General features: G+C 49.0%; 16 protein-coding genes. 12 read left to right on the forward strand and 4 right to left on the reverse strand.

Going from position 1 to position 18,194, the window contains the following annotated elements:
- Positions 1-20 precede the first annotated feature (20 nt).
- A complete protein-coding gene (locus HCN83_RS03460) occupies positions 21-1,703 on the forward strand; it encodes a M3 family oligoendopeptidase (protein WP_168004926.1) in 1,683 nt (560 codons plus the stop codon).
- 182 nt (positions 1,704-1,885) lie between these two features.
- Here the strand turns inward: HCN83_RS03460 and HCN83_RS03465 are convergent, their stop codons facing one another.
- Positions 1,886-2,866, reverse strand: a complete 981-nt coding sequence (locus tag HCN83_RS03465; protein WP_168004927.1) for an aldo/keto reductase — start codon at positions 2,864-2,866, stop codon at positions 1,886-1,888.
- 12 nt (positions 2,867-2,878) lie between these two features.
- The gene (locus HCN83_RS03470; protein WP_168004928.1) at positions 2,879-3,202 is read right to left on the reverse strand and encodes a hypothetical protein; all 324 of its coding nucleotides are present in this window, start codon (positions 3,200-3,202) and stop codon (positions 2,879-2,881) included.
- A 236-nt stretch (positions 3,203-3,438) separates the two neighbouring features.
- On the opposite strand from HCN83_RS03470, the gene HCN83_RS03475 reads away from it, so the two are divergent.
- The 3 genes from HCN83_RS03475 to pgeF are packed head-to-tail and all read left to right on the forward strand — an operon-like array spanning position 3,439 to position 5,655.
- Positions 3,439-4,572 carry an MFS transporter gene (locus tag HCN83_RS03475; RefSeq protein WP_343033646.1) on the forward strand — a complete coding sequence of 378 codons (1,134 nt, stop codon included), beginning with the start codon at positions 3,439-3,441 and terminating at the stop codon, positions 4,570-4,572.
- A 52-nt stretch (positions 4,573-4,624) separates the two neighbouring features.
- Positions 4,625-4,846, forward strand: a complete 222-nt coding sequence (locus tag HCN83_RS03480; protein WP_168004929.1) for a hypothetical protein — start codon at positions 4,625-4,627, stop codon at positions 4,844-4,846.
- Positions 4,843-5,655 carry a peptidoglycan editing factor PgeF gene (pgeF, locus tag HCN83_RS03485; RefSeq protein ID WP_168004930.1) on the forward strand — a complete coding sequence of 271 codons (813 nt, stop codon included), beginning with the start codon at positions 4,843-4,845 and terminating at the stop codon, positions 5,653-5,655. Before HCN83_RS03480 ends, pgeF begins: the two co-directional genes overlap by 4 nt.
- Before the next feature lie 877 nt (positions 5,656-6,532).
- On the opposite strand, the gene HCN83_RS03490 is transcribed toward pgeF, so the two are convergent.
- Positions 6,533-7,972 (reverse strand): dihydrolipoyl dehydrogenase family protein, encoded by a 1,440-nt coding sequence (locus tag HCN83_RS03490; RefSeq protein WP_168004931.1) that lies wholly within the window; start codon positions 7,970-7,972, stop codon positions 6,533-6,535.
- Positions 7,969-8,640, reverse strand: a complete 672-nt coding sequence (locus tag HCN83_RS03495; RefSeq protein ID WP_168004932.1) for a TVP38/TMEM64 family protein — start codon at positions 8,638-8,640, stop codon at positions 7,969-7,971. Before HCN83_RS03495 ends, HCN83_RS03490 begins: the two co-directional genes overlap by 4 nt.
- 278 nt (positions 8,641-8,918) lie before the next feature.
- Between HCN83_RS03495 and ilvE the strand changes: the two genes are divergently transcribed.
- The 8 genes from ilvE to leuD all read left to right on the forward strand — a co-directional run bounded on the left by ilvE (position 8,919) and on the right by leuD (position 18,189).
- Positions 8,919-9,821: a branched-chain-amino-acid transaminase gene (ilvE, locus tag HCN83_RS03500; protein ID WP_168004933.1), complete on the forward strand. Its 903-nt coding sequence runs from the start codon at positions 8,919-8,921 to the stop codon at positions 9,819-9,821.
- Between the two features lie 337 nt (positions 9,822-10,158).
- A complete protein-coding gene (gene ilvB / locus HCN83_RS03505; protein WP_168004934.1) occupies positions 10,159-11,880 on the forward strand; it encodes a biosynthetic-type acetolactate synthase large subunit in 1,722 nt (573 codons plus the stop codon).
- A complete protein-coding gene (gene ilvN / locus HCN83_RS03510; RefSeq protein WP_168004935.1) occupies positions 11,877-12,398 on the forward strand; it encodes an acetolactate synthase small subunit in 522 nt (173 codons plus the stop codon). The genes ilvB and ilvN overlap by 4 nt, the downstream gene beginning before the upstream one ends.
- A 28-nt stretch (positions 12,399-12,426) precedes the next feature.
- Entirely contained in the window at positions 12,427-13,455 is a 1,029-nt protein-coding gene (gene ilvC, locus HCN83_RS03515; protein WP_168004936.1) for a ketol-acid reductoisomerase, read from the forward strand.
- Entirely contained in the window at positions 13,442-14,989 is a 1,548-nt protein-coding gene (locus HCN83_RS03520) for a 2-isopropylmalate synthase (RefSeq protein ID WP_168004937.1), read from the forward strand. Before ilvC ends, HCN83_RS03520 begins: the two co-directional genes overlap by 14 nt.
- A 47-nt stretch (positions 14,990-15,036) precedes the next feature.
- Entirely contained in the window at positions 15,037-16,143 is a 1,107-nt protein-coding gene (gene leuB / locus HCN83_RS03525; RefSeq protein ID WP_168004938.1) for a 3-isopropylmalate dehydrogenase, read from the forward strand.
- A 25-nt stretch (positions 16,144-16,168) separates the two neighbouring features.
- On the forward strand, positions 16,169-17,581 hold the full coding sequence (gene leuC, locus HCN83_RS03530) for a 3-isopropylmalate dehydratase large subunit (RefSeq protein ID WP_168004939.1): 1,413 nt from the start codon (positions 16,169-16,171) through the stop codon (positions 17,579-17,581).
- Positions 17,582-17,604: 23 nt separating this feature from the next.
- Positions 17,605-18,189 carry a 3-isopropylmalate dehydratase small subunit gene (gene leuD, locus HCN83_RS03535; protein WP_168004940.1) on the forward strand — a complete coding sequence of 195 codons (585 nt, stop codon included), beginning with the start codon at positions 17,605-17,607 and terminating at the stop codon, positions 18,187-18,189.
- The last annotated feature ends 5 nt before the right edge of the window (positions 18,190-18,194 follow it).

Below are 18,194 nucleotides of genomic sequence, written 5' to 3' on the forward strand. Positions count from 1 at the left end.
GGTAAACAGGAGGGATATAAATGACCGATTTTTACATAAACCGATTTGATATTCGCGATACCGACAATTTAAAACAATCCTTTGATGCTGTTTTGGAGGAGTCACCTGATACCGAAGAAGAGTGGAAGGATTGGCTTGAGCGTAGATCTGCTCTTTTAGATGAGATTGAAGAAATCATCACAGGACATTACATTGAATTTCAGTGTTTCAGTGATGACGAAGATAAAAAGGCTCAAGTAGAATTTGACCAGCAGCATATTGAACCGCTTCGAAAAGCGTTTCAGTCGAAAGCTGACAAGAAATTTCTCCAGTCCCCTGCCGCGCAAAACCCTAGTAAAGAACTCGAGCTGCTCGTCAAGCGCCTGCGGAATCAGGATGAGCTGTACTCTGAGGCGAACACTCAGCTTGAAATTGAAGAAGATGCGCTGGCTACCCGATACTTTGAAATTACCGGCTCCATGAACGTAGAATGGGAAGGTGAAACGCTCTCCCTCAGTGAGCTTTCCCCGAAGCTTGAATCAAGCAGCAGAGCGATTCGCGAGAAAGCTTTTCGCCTCGTCAGTGGCTGTTTTAAAGAACAAGAAGAAGAGCTGCAGTCGATTATGAGCAGTTTGATTAAGCTGCGTCAAAAAAAGGCTGACAACGCCGGACTTTCAAATTACAGAGATTACATGTTTCGGAATTATGAGCGCTTTGACTACTCTCCGGAAGACTGTAAGCAGCTGGCAGAATCCATTAAGCGCCATATTGTACCTCTTAAAGACAAGTACGCACACCGGCATATGGAAGAGCTGCAGCTTTTTTCATATCGGCCCTGGGATCTAAGAGGTACTCCCGCTCACTTGGAGCAACTGAAGCCTTTCTCAAATGCTGCAGAATTAACTGACAAATCTAAAGCAGTTTTAAACCGTGTTCACCCTTCATACGGTAGTCTGCTTGAATCTATGTATCGTAACAACCGCCTTGATCTGGAAGCCCGCCAAGGAAAAGCTCCCGGGGGATTTTGCTGCTACCTTCCAGTGAGCCGTGACTCGTTTATCTTTATGAACGCTGCGGAAGTTCATGACGACATGATCACCATTCTTCATGAGATGGGCCACTGTCTTCACAACGACCGTTCGTCCAGCTTTAGCGTGCATGAATACCGTTCTGCGCCGATGGAATCAGCCGAGCTTGCCAGCATGTCGATGGAACTGCTTACGATGAATCATTGGTCTGAGTTTTACGGCGAGGACAAAGACATGCTCCGGGCGAAGCACGACCATTTTCGTGATATTCTTAACTTTCTCCCGGTCGGCTCTGTAGTCGATCAATTTCAACATTGGTTGTATGAGAACCCGCAGCATAGCGAGCAGGAGCGCCTTCATATGTTCAGGCGCATTCAAACAGCCTATGATTCTTCAGCTGCTGACTGGTCCGGTCTTGAACATGAGCAGGAAATATCCTGGATGAGAATTCTTCATATTTATGAAGTGCCTTTCTACTTTATCGAGTATGTTATTGCGCAGCTCGGTGCTCTTCAAGTGTACCGGAACTATCAGCAGGACCCCGGTAAAACTCTTGAGGCATTTAACGAAGCACTCAAGCTCGGAAGCTCCCGGTCACTGCCCGAAGTTTACGAAGCCGCCGGTATCCGCTTTGATTTCTCTGACGAAATGGTGAAAGAGCTTGCTGACTTCATAGAGCAGCAGCTCGAGGAATAGCCAGTTTTCCCGGAAGCCGGCGCCCTTTCAATTCTGCCTGTTTATGAGCTCATTTTTTCGACATCAAAACCGCTGACGAAAAAACGGCATTGTAATAAATATGATCAGAGCTTCTATGAGGAAAGGGAAGGCGCATATGTTTGCGCCTTCCCTTTCTGGTTTAAAATGTGTTTTTTTCTGTATTAATATACGCCGCGGATAAGATCATGTACTTCCTGTTCATAAAAATCATGCAATTTCTGCATTTCTTCATCGGAAAATCCTTTTACGCCAGCGGCCATAATGTTTTCCATCGCCTGCTGTTCATTTTTGAATCCTGGAATTACTGACGAGACGGCATCATGCTCCAGCACCCATCGCAGTGCTGCTCTGCTCATACTATGCCGCCCTTCCGCGATCCATTCCAGGCGTCTGCTCAGCTCTACCCCGGTTTCAAACGGTATGCCGGCAAATGTTTCTCCGACATTGAAAGCTTGTCCATCTGCATTAAAGGAGCGATGGTCACCAGACTCAAACTGATGTCCCTGGCTGAATTTCCCCGTCAGCAGGCCGCTGGCAAGAGGTACTCTTGCTAAAATACCCACCTGTTTGTCCAGTGCCTGTGGAAACAAATTCTGAACAGGCTTTTGTCTGAAGATGTTAAAAATAACCTGAAGCACGTCGACACCTTCATACTTCATACTTTCTAATCCTTCCTCTACGGTTTCCACGCTGACGCCGTAGCTTCTGATCAGACCTTCCCGTTTCAGCTTATCAAGCACAGCGAAAACACTGCCGTCCTGAATAATTTCAGGCGGCGGACAGTGAATCTGATACAGATCGAGTGTATCTCTTCCGAGCCGGCGGAGAGTGCCCTCCAGCCAGCTGCGAACGCTTTCTTCTTTATAAGTCTTGGGATCGTGAATGTCGCCGGCACGGCAAAACTTGCTTGCGATATAAATATCAGACCGGTCTGAGAAGGCCCTTTTCAGAAGCTCTTCTGCATGACCATCGCCATACACGTCAGCCGTATCAAAGAAATTGACGCCCTCGTCTGCGGCTACTTCCAGGCCCCTTAACGCCTCTGTGTCATCAGTTTTTCCCCATGAGCCTCCTGCTGCCCACGTACCGAAACCAATCTCGCTTACCTCCAGACCAGTTTTGCCAAGTTTTCGAAAACGCATGCCACCATCTCCCTATTTTAAATGATCATATTTCTTCGCTTCCCTATCTAAAATTCGTTTTTCCAGCTGTTTGAATGCTTCAATAAAGTTGGTCGGATCCTGCTTTACTTGGTAGGAAAATACGCCTCTGCTTGTATGAACGTATAGCAGCGCCTCTGATTTCCCAAGTTCTCGGAACGACATATCAAAAATAATTTCAGCAGGAAATTCCCTGCGGTGTGTAACAAGCTTATCTTCATACAAATGCATAACCCGCTCATACTCAACATTCTGCTGATCAATAGAGGTTACTTCCCGTTCCACTTTGTAGTACGGGTGGCTTGCGAGCGGCTCCATGGTCGGATCACCTCCTCATTCTTCCTTCATCGTACCGCTGTTTATATAAAATTTCCAACAGAATCATTATCATCTGCTAAACTATTCAGTGTATCGAAATATGTGCGGGGAGTTTTTTACATGCAGTCCAAGCCTACCTTCTTTTACGGCTGGTATATCGTTCTCGTCGGGGCGCTGAGTCTGTTTTTTCCGGCCCCGGTCAAACTTGCTCCAACTCGGTCTTCATCGATTCCTACATAGCAGATTTTGCCTGGGAGCGATCTCTCGTATCAGGGATTTATTCAGGAGCAACGCTGGCCGCAGGATTTCTGCTCTTTATAGCCGGCACATCGATCGACCGCTACGGCCAGCGCGCTGTTTCTTTAACGGTCAGTATTCTGCTGGCAGCCGCCTGCATCTGGAACAGCTTTGTTGTATCCCCTTGGATGCTGTTTATCGGATTCTTTTTGATTCGGCTGCTCGGCCAAGGTTCGATGACGCTTGTTCCCAATACTCTTATACCCCAGTGGTTTGCAGCCAAACGAGGCAGAGCCTTCAGTCTGATGATGATTGGCGGTTTTGCAGGCTCTGTTGTGTTCCCTCCGCTGAATGCGTGGCTCATTACATCATTCGGCTGGCAGACAGCCTGGCAGGTGCTGGGCGTTTCCATTCTGATTATTTTCGTACCAGCTGCCTTCTTTCTGATGAAGGATAGGCCGGCTCAGCTAGGTTTAAAACCTGATGGCGCTGATCCTGACGGAATTCGCAGCGGAGGCCATGATAAGGAAGTTTCCTGGACATTGAAAGAAGCTGCCCGCACGAGACAATTCTGGCTGCTTCTGCTCTGTACCGGAATCCCCTCCATGATCAATACCGAACTCACGTTTCATCTCGTATCTATCGCCGGAGAAGCAGATCTGGGAATTGGGACCGCAGCCTTCATACTGAGTCTGATGGCTGCGGTCGGGTTCCCTGTAACGCTCGCTGCAGGCTTTATATTAGAACGCGTCAGAATACGCTATGTGTTCGCTCTTGTGTTCATTGGCCAATTTATTTTTATTGCTGTGCTGCTTATGACGGGATCTTTTTACATGGCAGTTGTATTTGGTCTTATCTGGGGATTTGTCGGCGGCCTGGAGCGAATTTGTATTTCCATGGTCTATCCAGAATATTTCGGTAAAACACATCTAGGCAGTATTAAGAGTATTGCCACCACGGTTACAGTTGCAGGCTCGGCATTCGGTCCGCTCCCTTTCGGTATTGCCTTCGATCTGTTTGGCGGCTATACGGAAATACTGCTGATTATGCTGCTTTTCCCTGCTGTTGGGGCTGTCGCTTGCCTGCTGTCTCCTCCTCCTCTTAAACCCGGCACCGGAAGTGAGAAGACGTAAGCTATATCTGCTATACTTTACTGTGCAGGCTACTTTAGAAAGGATGAACAGCATGGATATTTTTACAGTGCCCAGCCCCGATGACCCGGGTATGGGATATGCCTATCTCGTGATGACGCTCGTATTTATTGCTGCTTCTTACAGCGTATACCGTTTTAAGAAGGCAAATCGTAAAAAAGAAAAACAGGCAGAAAATCTCCCTGTATATGATATGTATGAAACGAAGGAAGAGCATGATTCCAAAACCGATGCAAAAGGAGACCGCAGCGAATGACAGAACCATTTGTGCAACACGGAAATCAGCTTTTAATCGACCGCTGGATGAAGCATCTGCCAGATCTCTCTGCCGGCTTTACTACACGTCTTGGCGGCGTAAGCACAGGTCATTATGAATCCAATAACCTTGGACTTCATACAGACGATGATCCCGAACGGATTATCGCTAACCGCTACAGTACTGCCTCTGAAACAAATACTGATCTCAAACAGTGGGTGTTTGCCGATCAAACCCACGAAGACCAAATTGTGAAGGTACCCCGGGCATTAGCCGGAAGCGGTTCGCTTGATTATGACGATACGATCAAGCGAACTGACGGATTTTATACAGATGAACCTGGGGTGATGCTCTCGCTCGGGTTCGCAGACTGTGTTCCGCTTTATTTTATTCATGAGGGGAAAAAACTTGCAGGAACTGCGCACGCAGGCTGGAAAGGAACCGTCCGTAATATAGGCGGAAAGATGGTACGTCTCTGGTCAGAGTTCGAAGGTGTTCCCGCCGGTGAAATATACGCAGCAATCGGTCCGTCTATCGGCTCCTGCTGCTATCAGGTCGATCAGAAAGTAATCGATGAGCTGCAAAAAGTGCTTGCTGATTTTGAACCGTATTCAAAAAACGAAGATGGTACGTATCAGCTTCAGTTAAAAGAGGCCAACCGGCTTCTGCTGATTCAGGAAGGGATCCCACCCGAGAACATCCACGTTTCTTCCTGCTGTACGTCCTGTTCAGAAGAGCTCTTCTTCTCCCACAGACGGGATAAGGGGCTGACCGGCCGCATGCACTCATTTATCGGATTTACCCGCTGACATAGCACTTGTGCTAAGAACGATCATACAGCAGGTATGTCTTACTTCTTTTCATTAGCAAACAGGTTGAGCGGCTCTTACTAAAAAGAGCCGCTCCCAGAGTGTTGATAAAGTAATTTAAGGTGAATAAGATTGCATCTACCTGTATCTGCGGACACTCGCTTTCCGGAGGGAACGGGCTCAGCTAACCGCTTCCTCCTGCTGTCGGAAGCGCTGGATCTTCGCCTCGTTCTGATCCTCCAGGAGTCGAGGCCCTCCGATTCGGCAGCTGGCTGTCCGGTTGAAACCCTGTGATGGTTCACACGAGCTTGTTCCATATGGATGGAACCTTTCGTTAGGCAACGCTTCGATGTCGAATAGGGATGCCAGTACGTCAACGTATCCACCAAAAAAAGCAAAAGAGACGCAGCGATAGGAACGTTTTTCTCCATTAAACAAATCCATTTCCCCTTCGTGTCTGGCGTGCCCGTGGAAGCCGCGCAGCCTGAAGATTCAGTGCCGTTCAGATCTGCGAACGCATAAACGCACGAGCGGAGCCGGACCGGGTCTTAAAGGCTTCTCGTGAGAAGCCTGAGTCAGAGTGAAGCCTCATAGCCGTTCGATTTTGAACGGCATGAAAAGCGCGAGCGGAGCCGGACCGGGTCTTAAAGGCTTCTCGCGAGAAGCCTGAGTCCGAGTGAAGCCGCGCCATCTTACGTGCCTTTCTTCCCTTCATACAGGGGGTCACCCTGAGAAATAGCTGAAGGCAAGCTACCGCTGGTAAACAGAGGGGAAATACAATCAATCGAATAATCATGTAAGCTGATTGACTTTGTCAACAGCCTGTGAGCGGCTCTTACTAAAAAGAGCGGCTCCTTTGTACACCGCAAGTTTCAAATTAAGAATGCTTCGTTTTAAATGATCGTTTCGCTTTCAATGCTTTCTTTGACAGGCCTGTTAGCGGGCTCTGGAAAAGCTTTTTTGTCCACCATGCATCCGACGTCTGTTTGACGATCTCCGTTCTGGCCGGATATGGATGAGTGATCGAGGAAAGATCCTTAAGCGGGTGGCCTTTTGCTTTCATCAGCACCATCGTCTGCATCCAGTCAGAAGCGTTTCGCCCTAAACCATGAGCTCCGAGTATTGTTCCATCCCGTTTTGTAATAACTTTAACAAACGAGTCCTCATCGCCCTCGGCAATCATTCTGTCTGCACCGCTTCCTCTGTAAACGTCATAATCTCCTCCTGTTTCTTGTGCAGCCTCGTCTTCCGTTAATCCTAAATGAAAGATTTCCGGATCGGTATAAAAACACCATGGCATATCGTCGTAGCTGATCTTTCTTCTTAAGCCAAACAGTGCATTCGCAATCACCGTCTTCCCTTCCTCACCCGCTCCGTGCGTAAATGGGAAACGGCCGTTCACATCCCCCACCGCATAAATGTGTGCGACTTCGGTCTGGAGCTTGTCATTTACCTTTACCGCTCCGCCTTTTGTAAGGGAAAGGCCTGCTCTTTGCACGTGCAGACTTTTCGTATTGGGCTTTCTTCCTGCTGCAACGAACAGCGCATCAGCTTCAATATTCTCGCTGTGTCTGCCTTCTGTTTCAACAAATGTTTTATTGCCCTCCCGATAAACCTTCGAAGCTCTGGTGCCTGTCAGAATGCGCAGCTCCTTTTGAAGCGAAGTAACCGCCCGTGCTGCTATTTCACGATCTTCTTTGATGAGCAGATGGTCGGAATTTTCAAGTACAGTCACTTCAGATCCGAGCCTGGAAAGCGCCTGCGCCATTTCCAGCCCGATCGGTCCGCCTCCAACCATGACAACCCGTTCCGGAAACTGGTTCGTGTAAAAAACGGATTCATTGGTCAATACTCGTATTTGCTCAATCCCTTCTATAGGAAGAATCGCAGGAGAAGATCCTGTCGCAATCACTATTTTTTCCCCCTCAAGCGACGGGCCGTCCTTGAGATCAATTCTGTTTTTACCTGCAAAAGAAGCTTCTCCTGTATAGACGTCAATGCCTTCCCGTTCAAAGCGCTCGTGGCTGTCATGTTCCTGAATCGTATCAACAGCCTGCTGAATAGATCCAGTCACTTTTTTCCAGTCAGGCTTTCCCGTAACCGATATACCAAAGCGTTTTGCAGCCTGCCGGGCATCGTGAACCTCCCGGGATGCTGCTATTAGTGCTTTCGAAGGGACACAGCCATAGTGCAGACAGTCGCCTCCGAGCTGAGCTTCTTTTTCGATAAGTGCTGTTTTAGCTCCGAACCTGGCTGCTCCGGAAGCTACCGTCAGCCCTCCGGAACCTCCCCCAATTACAATAACGTCATATTTCATGAATCATCCGCCTCCCTCATTGTTTTCGCTGCTATTTTTTTGCGGAAGAAAAAGGGTATTGCACTGACAGCAATAAAAACAGCTGCCGCTCCGGCAATCAGCTGAATGCTGCCTTCCATAACGCTGGCTCCGAGAAAAGCATATGCAAATGCACCCGGGATAATGCCTAGAAGGGTACCGAAGAAAAATGCTTTAAGCTTCACTTTTGATACGCCGCACAAATAGCTGATCATATCAAAATTAAAAATTGGAATCAGGCGTATCATCAATACGTATACGAATCCGTTACGCTCAAGCTGATGCTGCAGCTCTCTACCTCTTCCTTTCCATTCTTTTCCCGCAATATTTTTTCCTAATCTTTTTGCCACGATGAAAGAAAGGACAGCACCTGCTGTTGCACCCGTGACAATCAACAGTGTCCCGAACAAGGCTCCGAACATCAGTCCGCCGGCAAGTGACAAGACAGAAGCCGGAAACAGAATAAGCGGCCGCACGGTATATAAAACGACAAAAACAAGCGGTGCCCATACACCCGCTTCCCCTACCCATCGCTCAATCTCTTCCGGTGAAAGTTGAATATATTCCCTGTTTATATAAATCAGAACTCCTGCAGCTGCCAGCACAGCTGCAGCCTTTAACAGAAAAGATGTTGATAATATCTTTTTCATACAATCACCTCACTGCTATCGTACCGAACGAAGGAGGAAAATGCTGTAACCGCGCTTACAGCGCTTTTGTAAGCGCTTTAAAAATATTTACAAAACAAGTGTTTATTTCTGCTTTATCGCTACACAGCAGGCATGTAAGCGATTACGATAAGTCGGATTGTTTAGAAATGTTAGAATTATTAACAAACAGCGGTTGACTGCGCCTTATAAGGGGCGTAAGATAAGGCTCATCATCAACTTTCGTAAATATTCAATCTATTCAGAAAGGAGTGGACGGTATGAGCAGTCAGTGGATTTATCTGAATGACCGCCTCGTTAAAAAAGAAGAGGCTGTCGTTTCTGTGTTTGACCATGGATTTCTCTACGGAGACGGCGTTTTCGAAGGGATCCGTGCTTACAGCGGAAACATCTTTAAACTTGATGAGCACCTGGACCGGCTGTATGATTCGGCCCAGTCAATCATGATGACAATTCCATACACGAAGGAGGAAATGTCCTCCATTATTGTCGATACAATCCGCCAGAATGAGCTCGACTCTGCTTATATCCGTGTTGTTGTCTCACGCGGTCCCGGCAACCTTGGGCTTGATCCTGCCAGCTGCAGCCGGCCTAATGTGATTATTATCGCTGAGGCACTCGCTCTTTTTCCGGAAGAACTATACCAGCGGGGCTTGAGAATGGGTTCTGTAGCGACCCGCCGCAACCGTCCCGATGTGTTGAGTCCGCAGGTGAAATCATTGAACTATCTGAATAATATTCTGGTGAAACTGGAAGCGAACCAGGCAGGAGTCGACGAAGCTTTGATGCTTAACGACGAAGGGTACGTTACGGAAGGCTCTGCCGATAACATTTTTATTGTCAAAAACGGACGCATTATTACTCCTCCCGTTTATTTGGGTGCTTTAGAAGGAATTACCCGCAACGCTATTATAGATCTGGCAGATGAGCTCGGTTACAGCGTAGCGGAAACGCCATTTACACGACATGACGTATACACAGCTGACGAAGTGTTCTTAACTGGTACAGCTGTTGAAGTAATTGCAGTTATCGACGTCGATGGACGTAAAATCGCCGATGGACGGCCGGGTCACATTACAGGTCACCTGCTTTCGGAGTTTCGCAGAGTCACACACACTGACGGCGTGAAGTGTTACGCAAATCAGGCAGACGCAGTTTCCTGAAAATCAAATACGTATAACTCGCTGATAGGAAAAAAGGCTGAAGATACGGCTGTCACAGAGATCCGGGGATGGTGGAAACCCGGAACAGCTCCTTTAGACGACATCATCCTGGAGTGCCCCGCTGAACGCTTAAAACGCTTATAGGCCGGGCCGGGTGCACGCACCCGTTATCAAATTTGGAGCACTTTTCTGCTCCGCAAGCCGGTATCTGCGAAGGTGCCGGGAATCCGGGTGGTACCGTGAAAGCAAAGCTTTTCTCCCCGCAGTCCGCTTCTCTATGAAGCGGCGCGTGTGGAGAAAAGCTTTTTTTATTTATTCTGACTGGGAGGTTATAAACATGAAAGTCGAAACGAAAGCAGATGCACGACCGGCAGTTAAAACCGGTGCCGACGTTCTCATAGAGTCACTGGTGAATCAGGAAGTCGACACGATCTTCGGCTATCCGGGCGGTGCAGTACTCCCTATTTACGATGCCTTGTACCGTTCAGACGCAGAGTTTCAGCATATCCTCACCCGGCACGAGCAAGGCGCCATTCATGCTGCGGAAGGTTACGCTCGAGTCACTCGCCGGCCGGGTGTTGTACTCGCAACATCAGGTCCTGGCGCTACGAACCTTGTAACCGGAATTGCCGATGCGATGATGGACTCTCTTCCATTAGTCGTTCTGACCGGGCAGGTTGCGACGACAGTAACCGGAACTGACGCCTTTCAGGAAGCAGATATCATGGGCATCACGACACCGATTACGAAACACAACTATCAAGTCCAGTCGGCTTACGAGATCCCAAGAATCATTAAAGAAGCGTTTCACATTGCTTCAACCGGCAGACCGGGTCCGGTCGTCGTGGATATTCCGAAAGACATCTCGGCTAACCCTTGTTTTGACACAGATGAAGCACCATTTCATCTGCCGGGTTACCAGCCGACGATTAATCCGAATCCGCTGCAGATTAAAAAGCTGTGCGATGCTGTACAAAAAGCGAAAAAGCCTTTAATCCTGACCGGAGCCGGTGTCCTGCACGGTGGAGGATCTGATGTACTGCAGGATATTGCGGAAGCCTTTCAAATTCCGGTCACCTCTACCCTGCTAGGTCTCGGTGCATTCCCTGGCGATCATGAACTTTTTCTTGGTATGGCCGGCATGCACGGCACATATACATCTAATATGGCCATCACGGAATGTGACCTTCTCATTAATGTCGGTGCCCGCTTCGATGACAGGCTGACCGGAAATCTCGAGCATTTTGCAAAAAATGCCGTCGTCGCTCATATCGACATCGATCCGGCTGAAATCGGCAAAAATGTTCATACGCACATTCCGATTGTGTCTGACGCTGGTGCTGCTCTTAAAGAATGGAAGCGTCAAATGAAAGAGGGTCCTGATGCACACGAGTCTTGGCTTGCCGAACTTCACGAAAGCATAAAGGAGAATCCGCTCTGGTTCAACAATCCGCCGGAAGGCATGGTTGCTCAATGGGCTGTTAAACATATTTACGAAGCAACCGACGGCGATGCGATCGTCACGACGGATGTCGGTCAGCACCAAATGTGGGCGGCTCAGTATTTTCAATTTAAACGCCCTGACCGCTGGGTAACATCAGGCGGACTCGGTACGATGGGTTTTGGCTTTCCGGCTGCGATCGGCTGTCAGCTTGCCAAACCCGATGAGAAAGTAATTGCGCTAGTCGGCGACGGCGGATTTCAGATGACACTTCAGGAACTAAGCGTACTGCAGGAGCGAAACCTGCCGGTAAAAATAGTGATTCTGAACAATCAGGCGCTTGGCATGGTCCGTCAGTGGCAGGAGGAATTTTATGAAGAGCGCTATTCCGAATCACTCGTCGCCTGCCAGCCGGATTTTGTTAAGCTCGCGGAAGCTTACAGCATCCGGGGCGTCAAATTAGAAACACGGGAAGAATTTGAATCGAGCATCAAAGGTCTTTTAGAGAGCGATGAGCCGGTGCTGATCGACGCCCGGGTGATCCAGCAGGAGAACGTCTTCCCTATGGTGCCGCCAGGCAGAGGAATCAATGACATGGTAGGAGTGAAACCGAGATGAAACGAATCGTAACGCTAGTCGTTCAAAACCGAAGCGGCGTTCTGAACCGGGTCACCGGCCTCATGCACAAACGGCAGTTTAATATCGAGAGTATATCTGTCGGCCGGACGGAGCAGGACGGCATCTCGAAAATGACATTTGTTGTGGATGTGGAAGATCATCGCAAGCTGGAACAGCTGACAAAACAGCTTCATAAACAAATTGATGTATTAAAAGTTACGGATCTATCTGAAAAAGCGATCGTAGCAAGAGAACTGGCAATGATTAAAATCGTGAGCAATGCGTCTGTCAGAAGTGAAGTGCAAAGTATTATCGAGCCTTTCCGGGCTGATGTCATTGACATCAGCAGAGACAGTCTGTCGGTGCAGGTTACCGGTAAACCGGAAAAGATCGAAGCACTGATCGATCTGCTGAGGCCATACGGGATTAAAGATATCGCACGTACTGGTCTCACAGCTTTCTCCCGCGGCCAGCAGCCGCAGGCGTCAGAGCTGACGCAGTTTTCACTTTTAAAATAATTTAACTTTATGGAGAGGATGAAGAAACATGACAAAAGTACTTTATAACCACAATATTGATGAGGCTGTTCTAAAAGAAAAGAAAATCGCTGTAATCGGGTATGGCTCTCAGGGGCATGCTCATACACTTAACCTGAAAGAAAGCGGATTTGACGTTGTTGTCGGGCTTCGCCCAGGAAAGTCATGGGACAAAGCGGAAGAAGACGGAGTTGACGTAAAGTCAGTTGCTGAAGCTGTCAAAGAAGCCGATGTGGTGATGGTAGCCCTTCCGGACGAGCATCAGCCTACGATTTACAAAGAGCACATTGAGCCAAATCTGGAAGCAGGAAATGCGCTCGTTTTTGCTCACGGCTTTAACATTCACTTCAGCCAGATCGTTCCTCCTTCTGACGTAGACGTATTTCTGGTAGCACCAAAAGGTCCGGGTCACCTTGTAAGACGAACGTTTGAAGAAGGGGCCGGCGTTCCAGCTCTCTTCGGTATCTATCAGGACGCTTCCGGACAGGCAGAAAGCCTTGCTCTCGCTTATGCGAAAGGGGTAGGCGGTGGTCGCGCCGGAATTCTCGAAACGTCCTTCCAGGAGGAGACAGAGACCGATCTCTTCGGTGAGCAGGCTGTTCTCTGCGGCGGTGTAACCAGCTTGATCAAGGCCGGATTCGAAACGCTCACAGAAGCTGGCTATCAGCCGGAAGTTGCCTATTTCGAATGTCTTCATGAAATGAAACTGATCGTGGATCTGCTTTATGAAGGCGGATTGGAAGGCATGCGCTACTCTATCTCCGACACAGCTCAGTGGGGCGACTTCGTATCCGGACCACGAGTAGTTGATGCAGATACAAAAGCACGGATGAAAGACATTCTCTCCGACATTCAGAACGGCACATTCGCTCACGGCTGGATTCTTGAGAATCAGGCAAACCGCCCTCAGTTCAATGCCATCAATGCCCGCGAAAACAAGCATGAGATCGAGGAGGTAGGCCGAAAGCTGCGCGAACTCATGCCGTTTGTAAAACAAGGGCAAAAGAAAAAGGATGTGGTGCAGAATGGCACGCGTTAATATATTTGATACAACGCTCCGGGACGGCGAACAGTCTCCCGGAGTCAACCTTAACAGGCTGGAAAAACTGGAGATTGCCAAACAGCTCGAGCGTCTCGGGGTCGATGTGATGGAGGCCGGCTTCCCCGCTTCTTCACAGGGTGATTTCGAAAGCGTCCGGGAAATCGCCAATACGATCCGTAATGTTTCGGTTACCGGTCTGGCACGAGCTGTAAAATCGGATATCGATACAGCCTGGGAAGCATTGAAGGACGGAGCGGATCCAAGGCTGCACGTTTTTATTGCAACCTCCCCTATTCACATGACGTACAAGTTAAAAAAAACACCGGAGGAAGTAATTGAGAAAGCAGTTGAGATGGTTTCCTACGCGAGAGAACGTTTTCCTAAAGTCGAATGGTCGGCTGAGGATGCTTCCCGGTCGGATTTGTCTTTCCTTGCTGAAATCATTGAGAAAGTCATCGATGCCGGTGCTACCGTCATTAACCTTCCGGATACAGTCGGCTACACGACGCCGGCTGAGTACGGCAGCATGTTCCGCTACATGCGTGAGAACGTGCCTAATATCGATAAGGCGATTCTGTCTGCGCACTGTCATGATGACCTCGGCATGGCGCTTGCTAACTCCATTGCCGCTGTTGAAAACGGCGCGGGCCAAGTTGAAGGCACGATTAACGGCATCGGAGAACGAGCTGGAAACGCAGCTTTGGAAGAGCTTGCAGTCGCCCTGAAAATCAGACAGGACTTCTACCCGGCTGAAACCGGGCTGACGCTTAAAGAAATTAAGCGTACGAGTGATCTCGTCAGTAAGCTTACCGGCATGCACGTTCCCCGCAATAAAGCGGTCGTCGGTCAGAATGCCTTTGCCCATGAATCCGGTATTCATCAGGACGGTGTGCTGAAACACGCACAGACGTATGAAATTATTACGCCGGAAATGGTAGGAGTGACATCCAATTCTCTCGTAATGGGAAAGCATTCCGGCAAGCATGCGTTTAAAGATAAACTAAAGCAGCTTGGCTATGATTTATCCGATGAGAAGGTGCTCGAGGCTTTTACGGAGTTTAAAAAGCTTACCGACACAAAGAAAGAAGTGACGGATGATGATTTATTTACCATTCTCACAGACGTTCAGACGAAGACGATCGATGTGAAGAAATACGAATTGAATCACTTCCAGGTATCCTACAGCGATGACGGTATCCCTACCGCTACTGTAAAGCTTGCTAAGCCGGATGGTTCGGATATTGAACACAAAGCAGACGGACAGGGGGCAGTGGAAGCGCTGTTCAACACGCTTGATCAGATGATTGAAGAAGATGTTCACATCACGGATTTCCAGTTAAGCTCTGTCGGGAGCGGCCGGGATGCACTCGCACAGTCAAATGTAAAAGTAACCGTCAACGGTACCGAATACAGCGGACGCGGCTCTTCCCAGGATGTTCTGGAAGCGGCAGTGAAAGCATTTTTAAATGCCGTTAACCGCGGATTTTATCACCAGCCGGCAGCAAAGGCTCAAGGGGCCGGTGCTCACTGAGCCCCCTCTTCCCCGCTGCCTGCTTACTAAATAAGGAGGAATTCATGATGAAAAAGCATATCGTTGTACTGCCTGGTGACGGGATCGGTACAGAAGTCAGTGAGGCAGCGAAGAAAGTGCTGGAAGCAGCAGCCGAAGAATTTGACCACACGTTCACGTTTGAAGAGCAAGCTATCGGAGGTACAGCCATTGACCGTTACGGTTCCCCGCTTCCGGATGAAACGGTAGCTGCCTGCAAGAATGCAGATGCCGTCCTTCTCGGAGCAGTAGGCGGACCTAAATGGGATCAGAACCCCTCCCATCTGCGGCCGGAGAAAGGCCTGCTGGGAATTCGAAAGGAATTGAACCTTTTTGCAAACCTGAGACCTGTTCAAGGCTTTTCCAATTTACTGCACGCTTCTCCTCTTAAACGGGAAGTTGTCGAGAACAGCGATCTGCTGATCGTCAGAGAGCTGACGGGCGGCCTGTACTTCGGCACACCCAGCGAACGCAGGGATGGCGGCAACTCCGTCGTCGATACGCTTGCTTACAGCAGGCATGAGATCGAACGAATTGTTAAGCGGGCGTTCGAAGCTGCCTCTGTCCGACGCAAGCATGTGACATCCGTTGATAAAGCTAACGTATTGGAATCCAGTAAACTGTGGCGTGAAATTGTCGAAGAAGTCAGCAAAGACTATCCGGAAGTAACTGTTGAGCATATGCTTGTAGATGCTGCTGCTATGAAGCTGATCACGAGCCCTTCCCAGTTTGACGTGATCGTAACGGAAAACATGTTTGGAGACATCCTTTCTGATGAAGCTTCAGTTCTGACAGGATCGTTGGGCATGCTTCCTTCCGCCAGTTTGAACGACAGCGGATTCGGTCTTTATGAACCGGTACACGGATCCGCGCCGGATATCGCCGGAGAAGGCAAAGCAAATCCACTCGCTGCTATTTTGTCCGCTGCCATGATGCTGAAGCACTCATTTGGCATGAATGAAGAAGCTCAGCGAATCGAGTCAGCAGTCTCAGAAGCACTGGAGCAAGGCTACCATACCGCTGATCTGGATCTGCCCGGCGGCCAGCAAGTGAACACAGAGCGGATGACCGAAACGGTGATCGATCTGTTGAAAGCTAATACGACAACGAGCAGCATCATGAGCTGCTACATTTAATTATATTCAGGAAGGTGAAGAGAAAATGCAGCCAAAAACGATTGTAGAGAAAATATGGGAGAAACATGTGATTCATCAGGAGACCGACAAGCCCGATCTTCTGTATATTGATCTTCATCTGGTGCATGAAGTAACTTCACCGCAGGCCTTTGAAGGGCTGCGAATGAAAAACAGACGTGTCCGCCGGCCAGACAAAACATTTGCGACGATGGATCATAACGTTCCGACAATCGCGAGACACTTTATCAGCGACCCTGTATCCAGAAAACAGATGGAAACGTTATATGATAACTGCCAGGAATTTGGTGTGGAACTTGCTGACATCAATCATCCGGATCAAGGTATTGTGCACGTGATTGGTCCGGAGCTTGGCCTGACGCAGCCAGGGAAAACGATCGTCTGCGGCGACAGCCACACGTCCACTCACGGTGCATTTGGAGCACTTGCTTTCGGGATAGGAACGAGTGAAGTGGAACATGTTCTTGCGACTCAGTCCATCTGGCAGGCAAAACCAAAGACGATGAATGTCAAAGTAAACGGCAGGCTCTCCCCTTCCGTTACCGCAAAGGACTTAATTCTCGCTATTATCGGCAAGTTTGGAGTCCGGTTCGGAACCGGCCATGTTATCGAATATACCGGTGAAGCCGTTCGCGCACTTTCTATGGAAGAACGGATGACAATCTGCAACATGTCCATTGAAGCTGGTGCCCGAGCAGGCCTGATCAGTCCTGACGATACGACAGTAGACTACCTGCGCGGCAGACGTAATGTACCAGAAGGAGATGCATTTGAAGAGGCTGCAGCTGAATGGAAAGCGCTGGCCACTGACGAAGGTGCTTCCTACGATGCAGTCGTTGAAATTAACGCAGATGAAGTAGAGCCTCAGGTAACATGGGGAATTAACCCTGGTATGTGTCTTCCGGTCAGCGGATCTGTGCCACACCCTGAAGCAGCGGAAAGCCCAGCTGATCGCGAAGAAATTGAACGTGCCTTAACCTATATGGGTCTGGAGGCAGGCCAGCCTATATCTTCTGTACCGATCCAGCACGTGTTTATCGGCTCCTGCACGAACTCCCGCCTCAGCGACCTGCGACGTGCCTCTGAAGTGATTCAAGGACGTAAAGTTCATCCGGACGTCCGGGCACTGGTTGTACCTGGCTCACAGACTGTGAAGCAGGCTGCTGAAGCAGAAGGCATTGACAAAGTGTTTATCGAAGCCGGCTTCGAGTGGCGGGAAGCAGGCTGCAGCATGTGCCTTGCCATGAACGATGATGTCGTCCCGTCTGGTGAGCGATGCGCCTCCACCTCCAATCGCAACTTTGAAGGGCGTCAGGGCAATGGCGCACGAACACATCTGGTAGCACCGGAAATGGCTGCTGCTGCTGCAATTGAAGGCAGATTTGTTGATGTACGCAGCTATTTTACTAGCCCGGTATAACGGGACGTTAAAGGAGTGTCACGATGGAACCAATAAGAAAGCATGAGGGTGTCGTTTACCCGCTTAACCGCTCCAATATCGACACCGATCAGATTATTCCAAAACAGTTTTTAAAACGGATTGAACGGCAGGGATTTGGCCAGTTTCTTTTCTACAACTGGCGCTTCGATGACGATGATCAGCCTCGCATGGACTTTTCCTTAAACCAGGACCGGTTTAAAGATGCTACCATCCTCGTAGCAGGAGAAAACTTCGGGTGCGGCTCTTCCAGAGAACATGCTCCCTGGGCGCTTCAGGACTACGGATTCATTGTCATCATAGCTCCAAGCTTTGCTGATATTTTCTACAGCAACTGCTCTAAAAATGGCATTTTACCCATCCAGCTGACAGAAGCTGAAGTCCAGCAACTGATTCAGAAGGCTGAAACTCCCGGGTACAGCCTGACCGCTGATTTGGAAAACCAGAAAGTGACAGACTCAGAAGGGTTTGAAGCTTCGTTCACCATTACTCCTTATATGCGGGAAATGCTGTTGAACGGCTGGGATGAAATTTCCGTAACCCTTACGCTTGAGGATAAAATATCAACCTATGAAGCATCACGAGGCTGAATCGT

Source organism: Alkalicoccus luteus, assembly GCF_012034335.1.
GTDB lineage: Bacteria > Bacillota > Bacilli > Bacillales > Salisediminibacteriaceae > Alkalicoccus > Alkalicoccus luteus_A.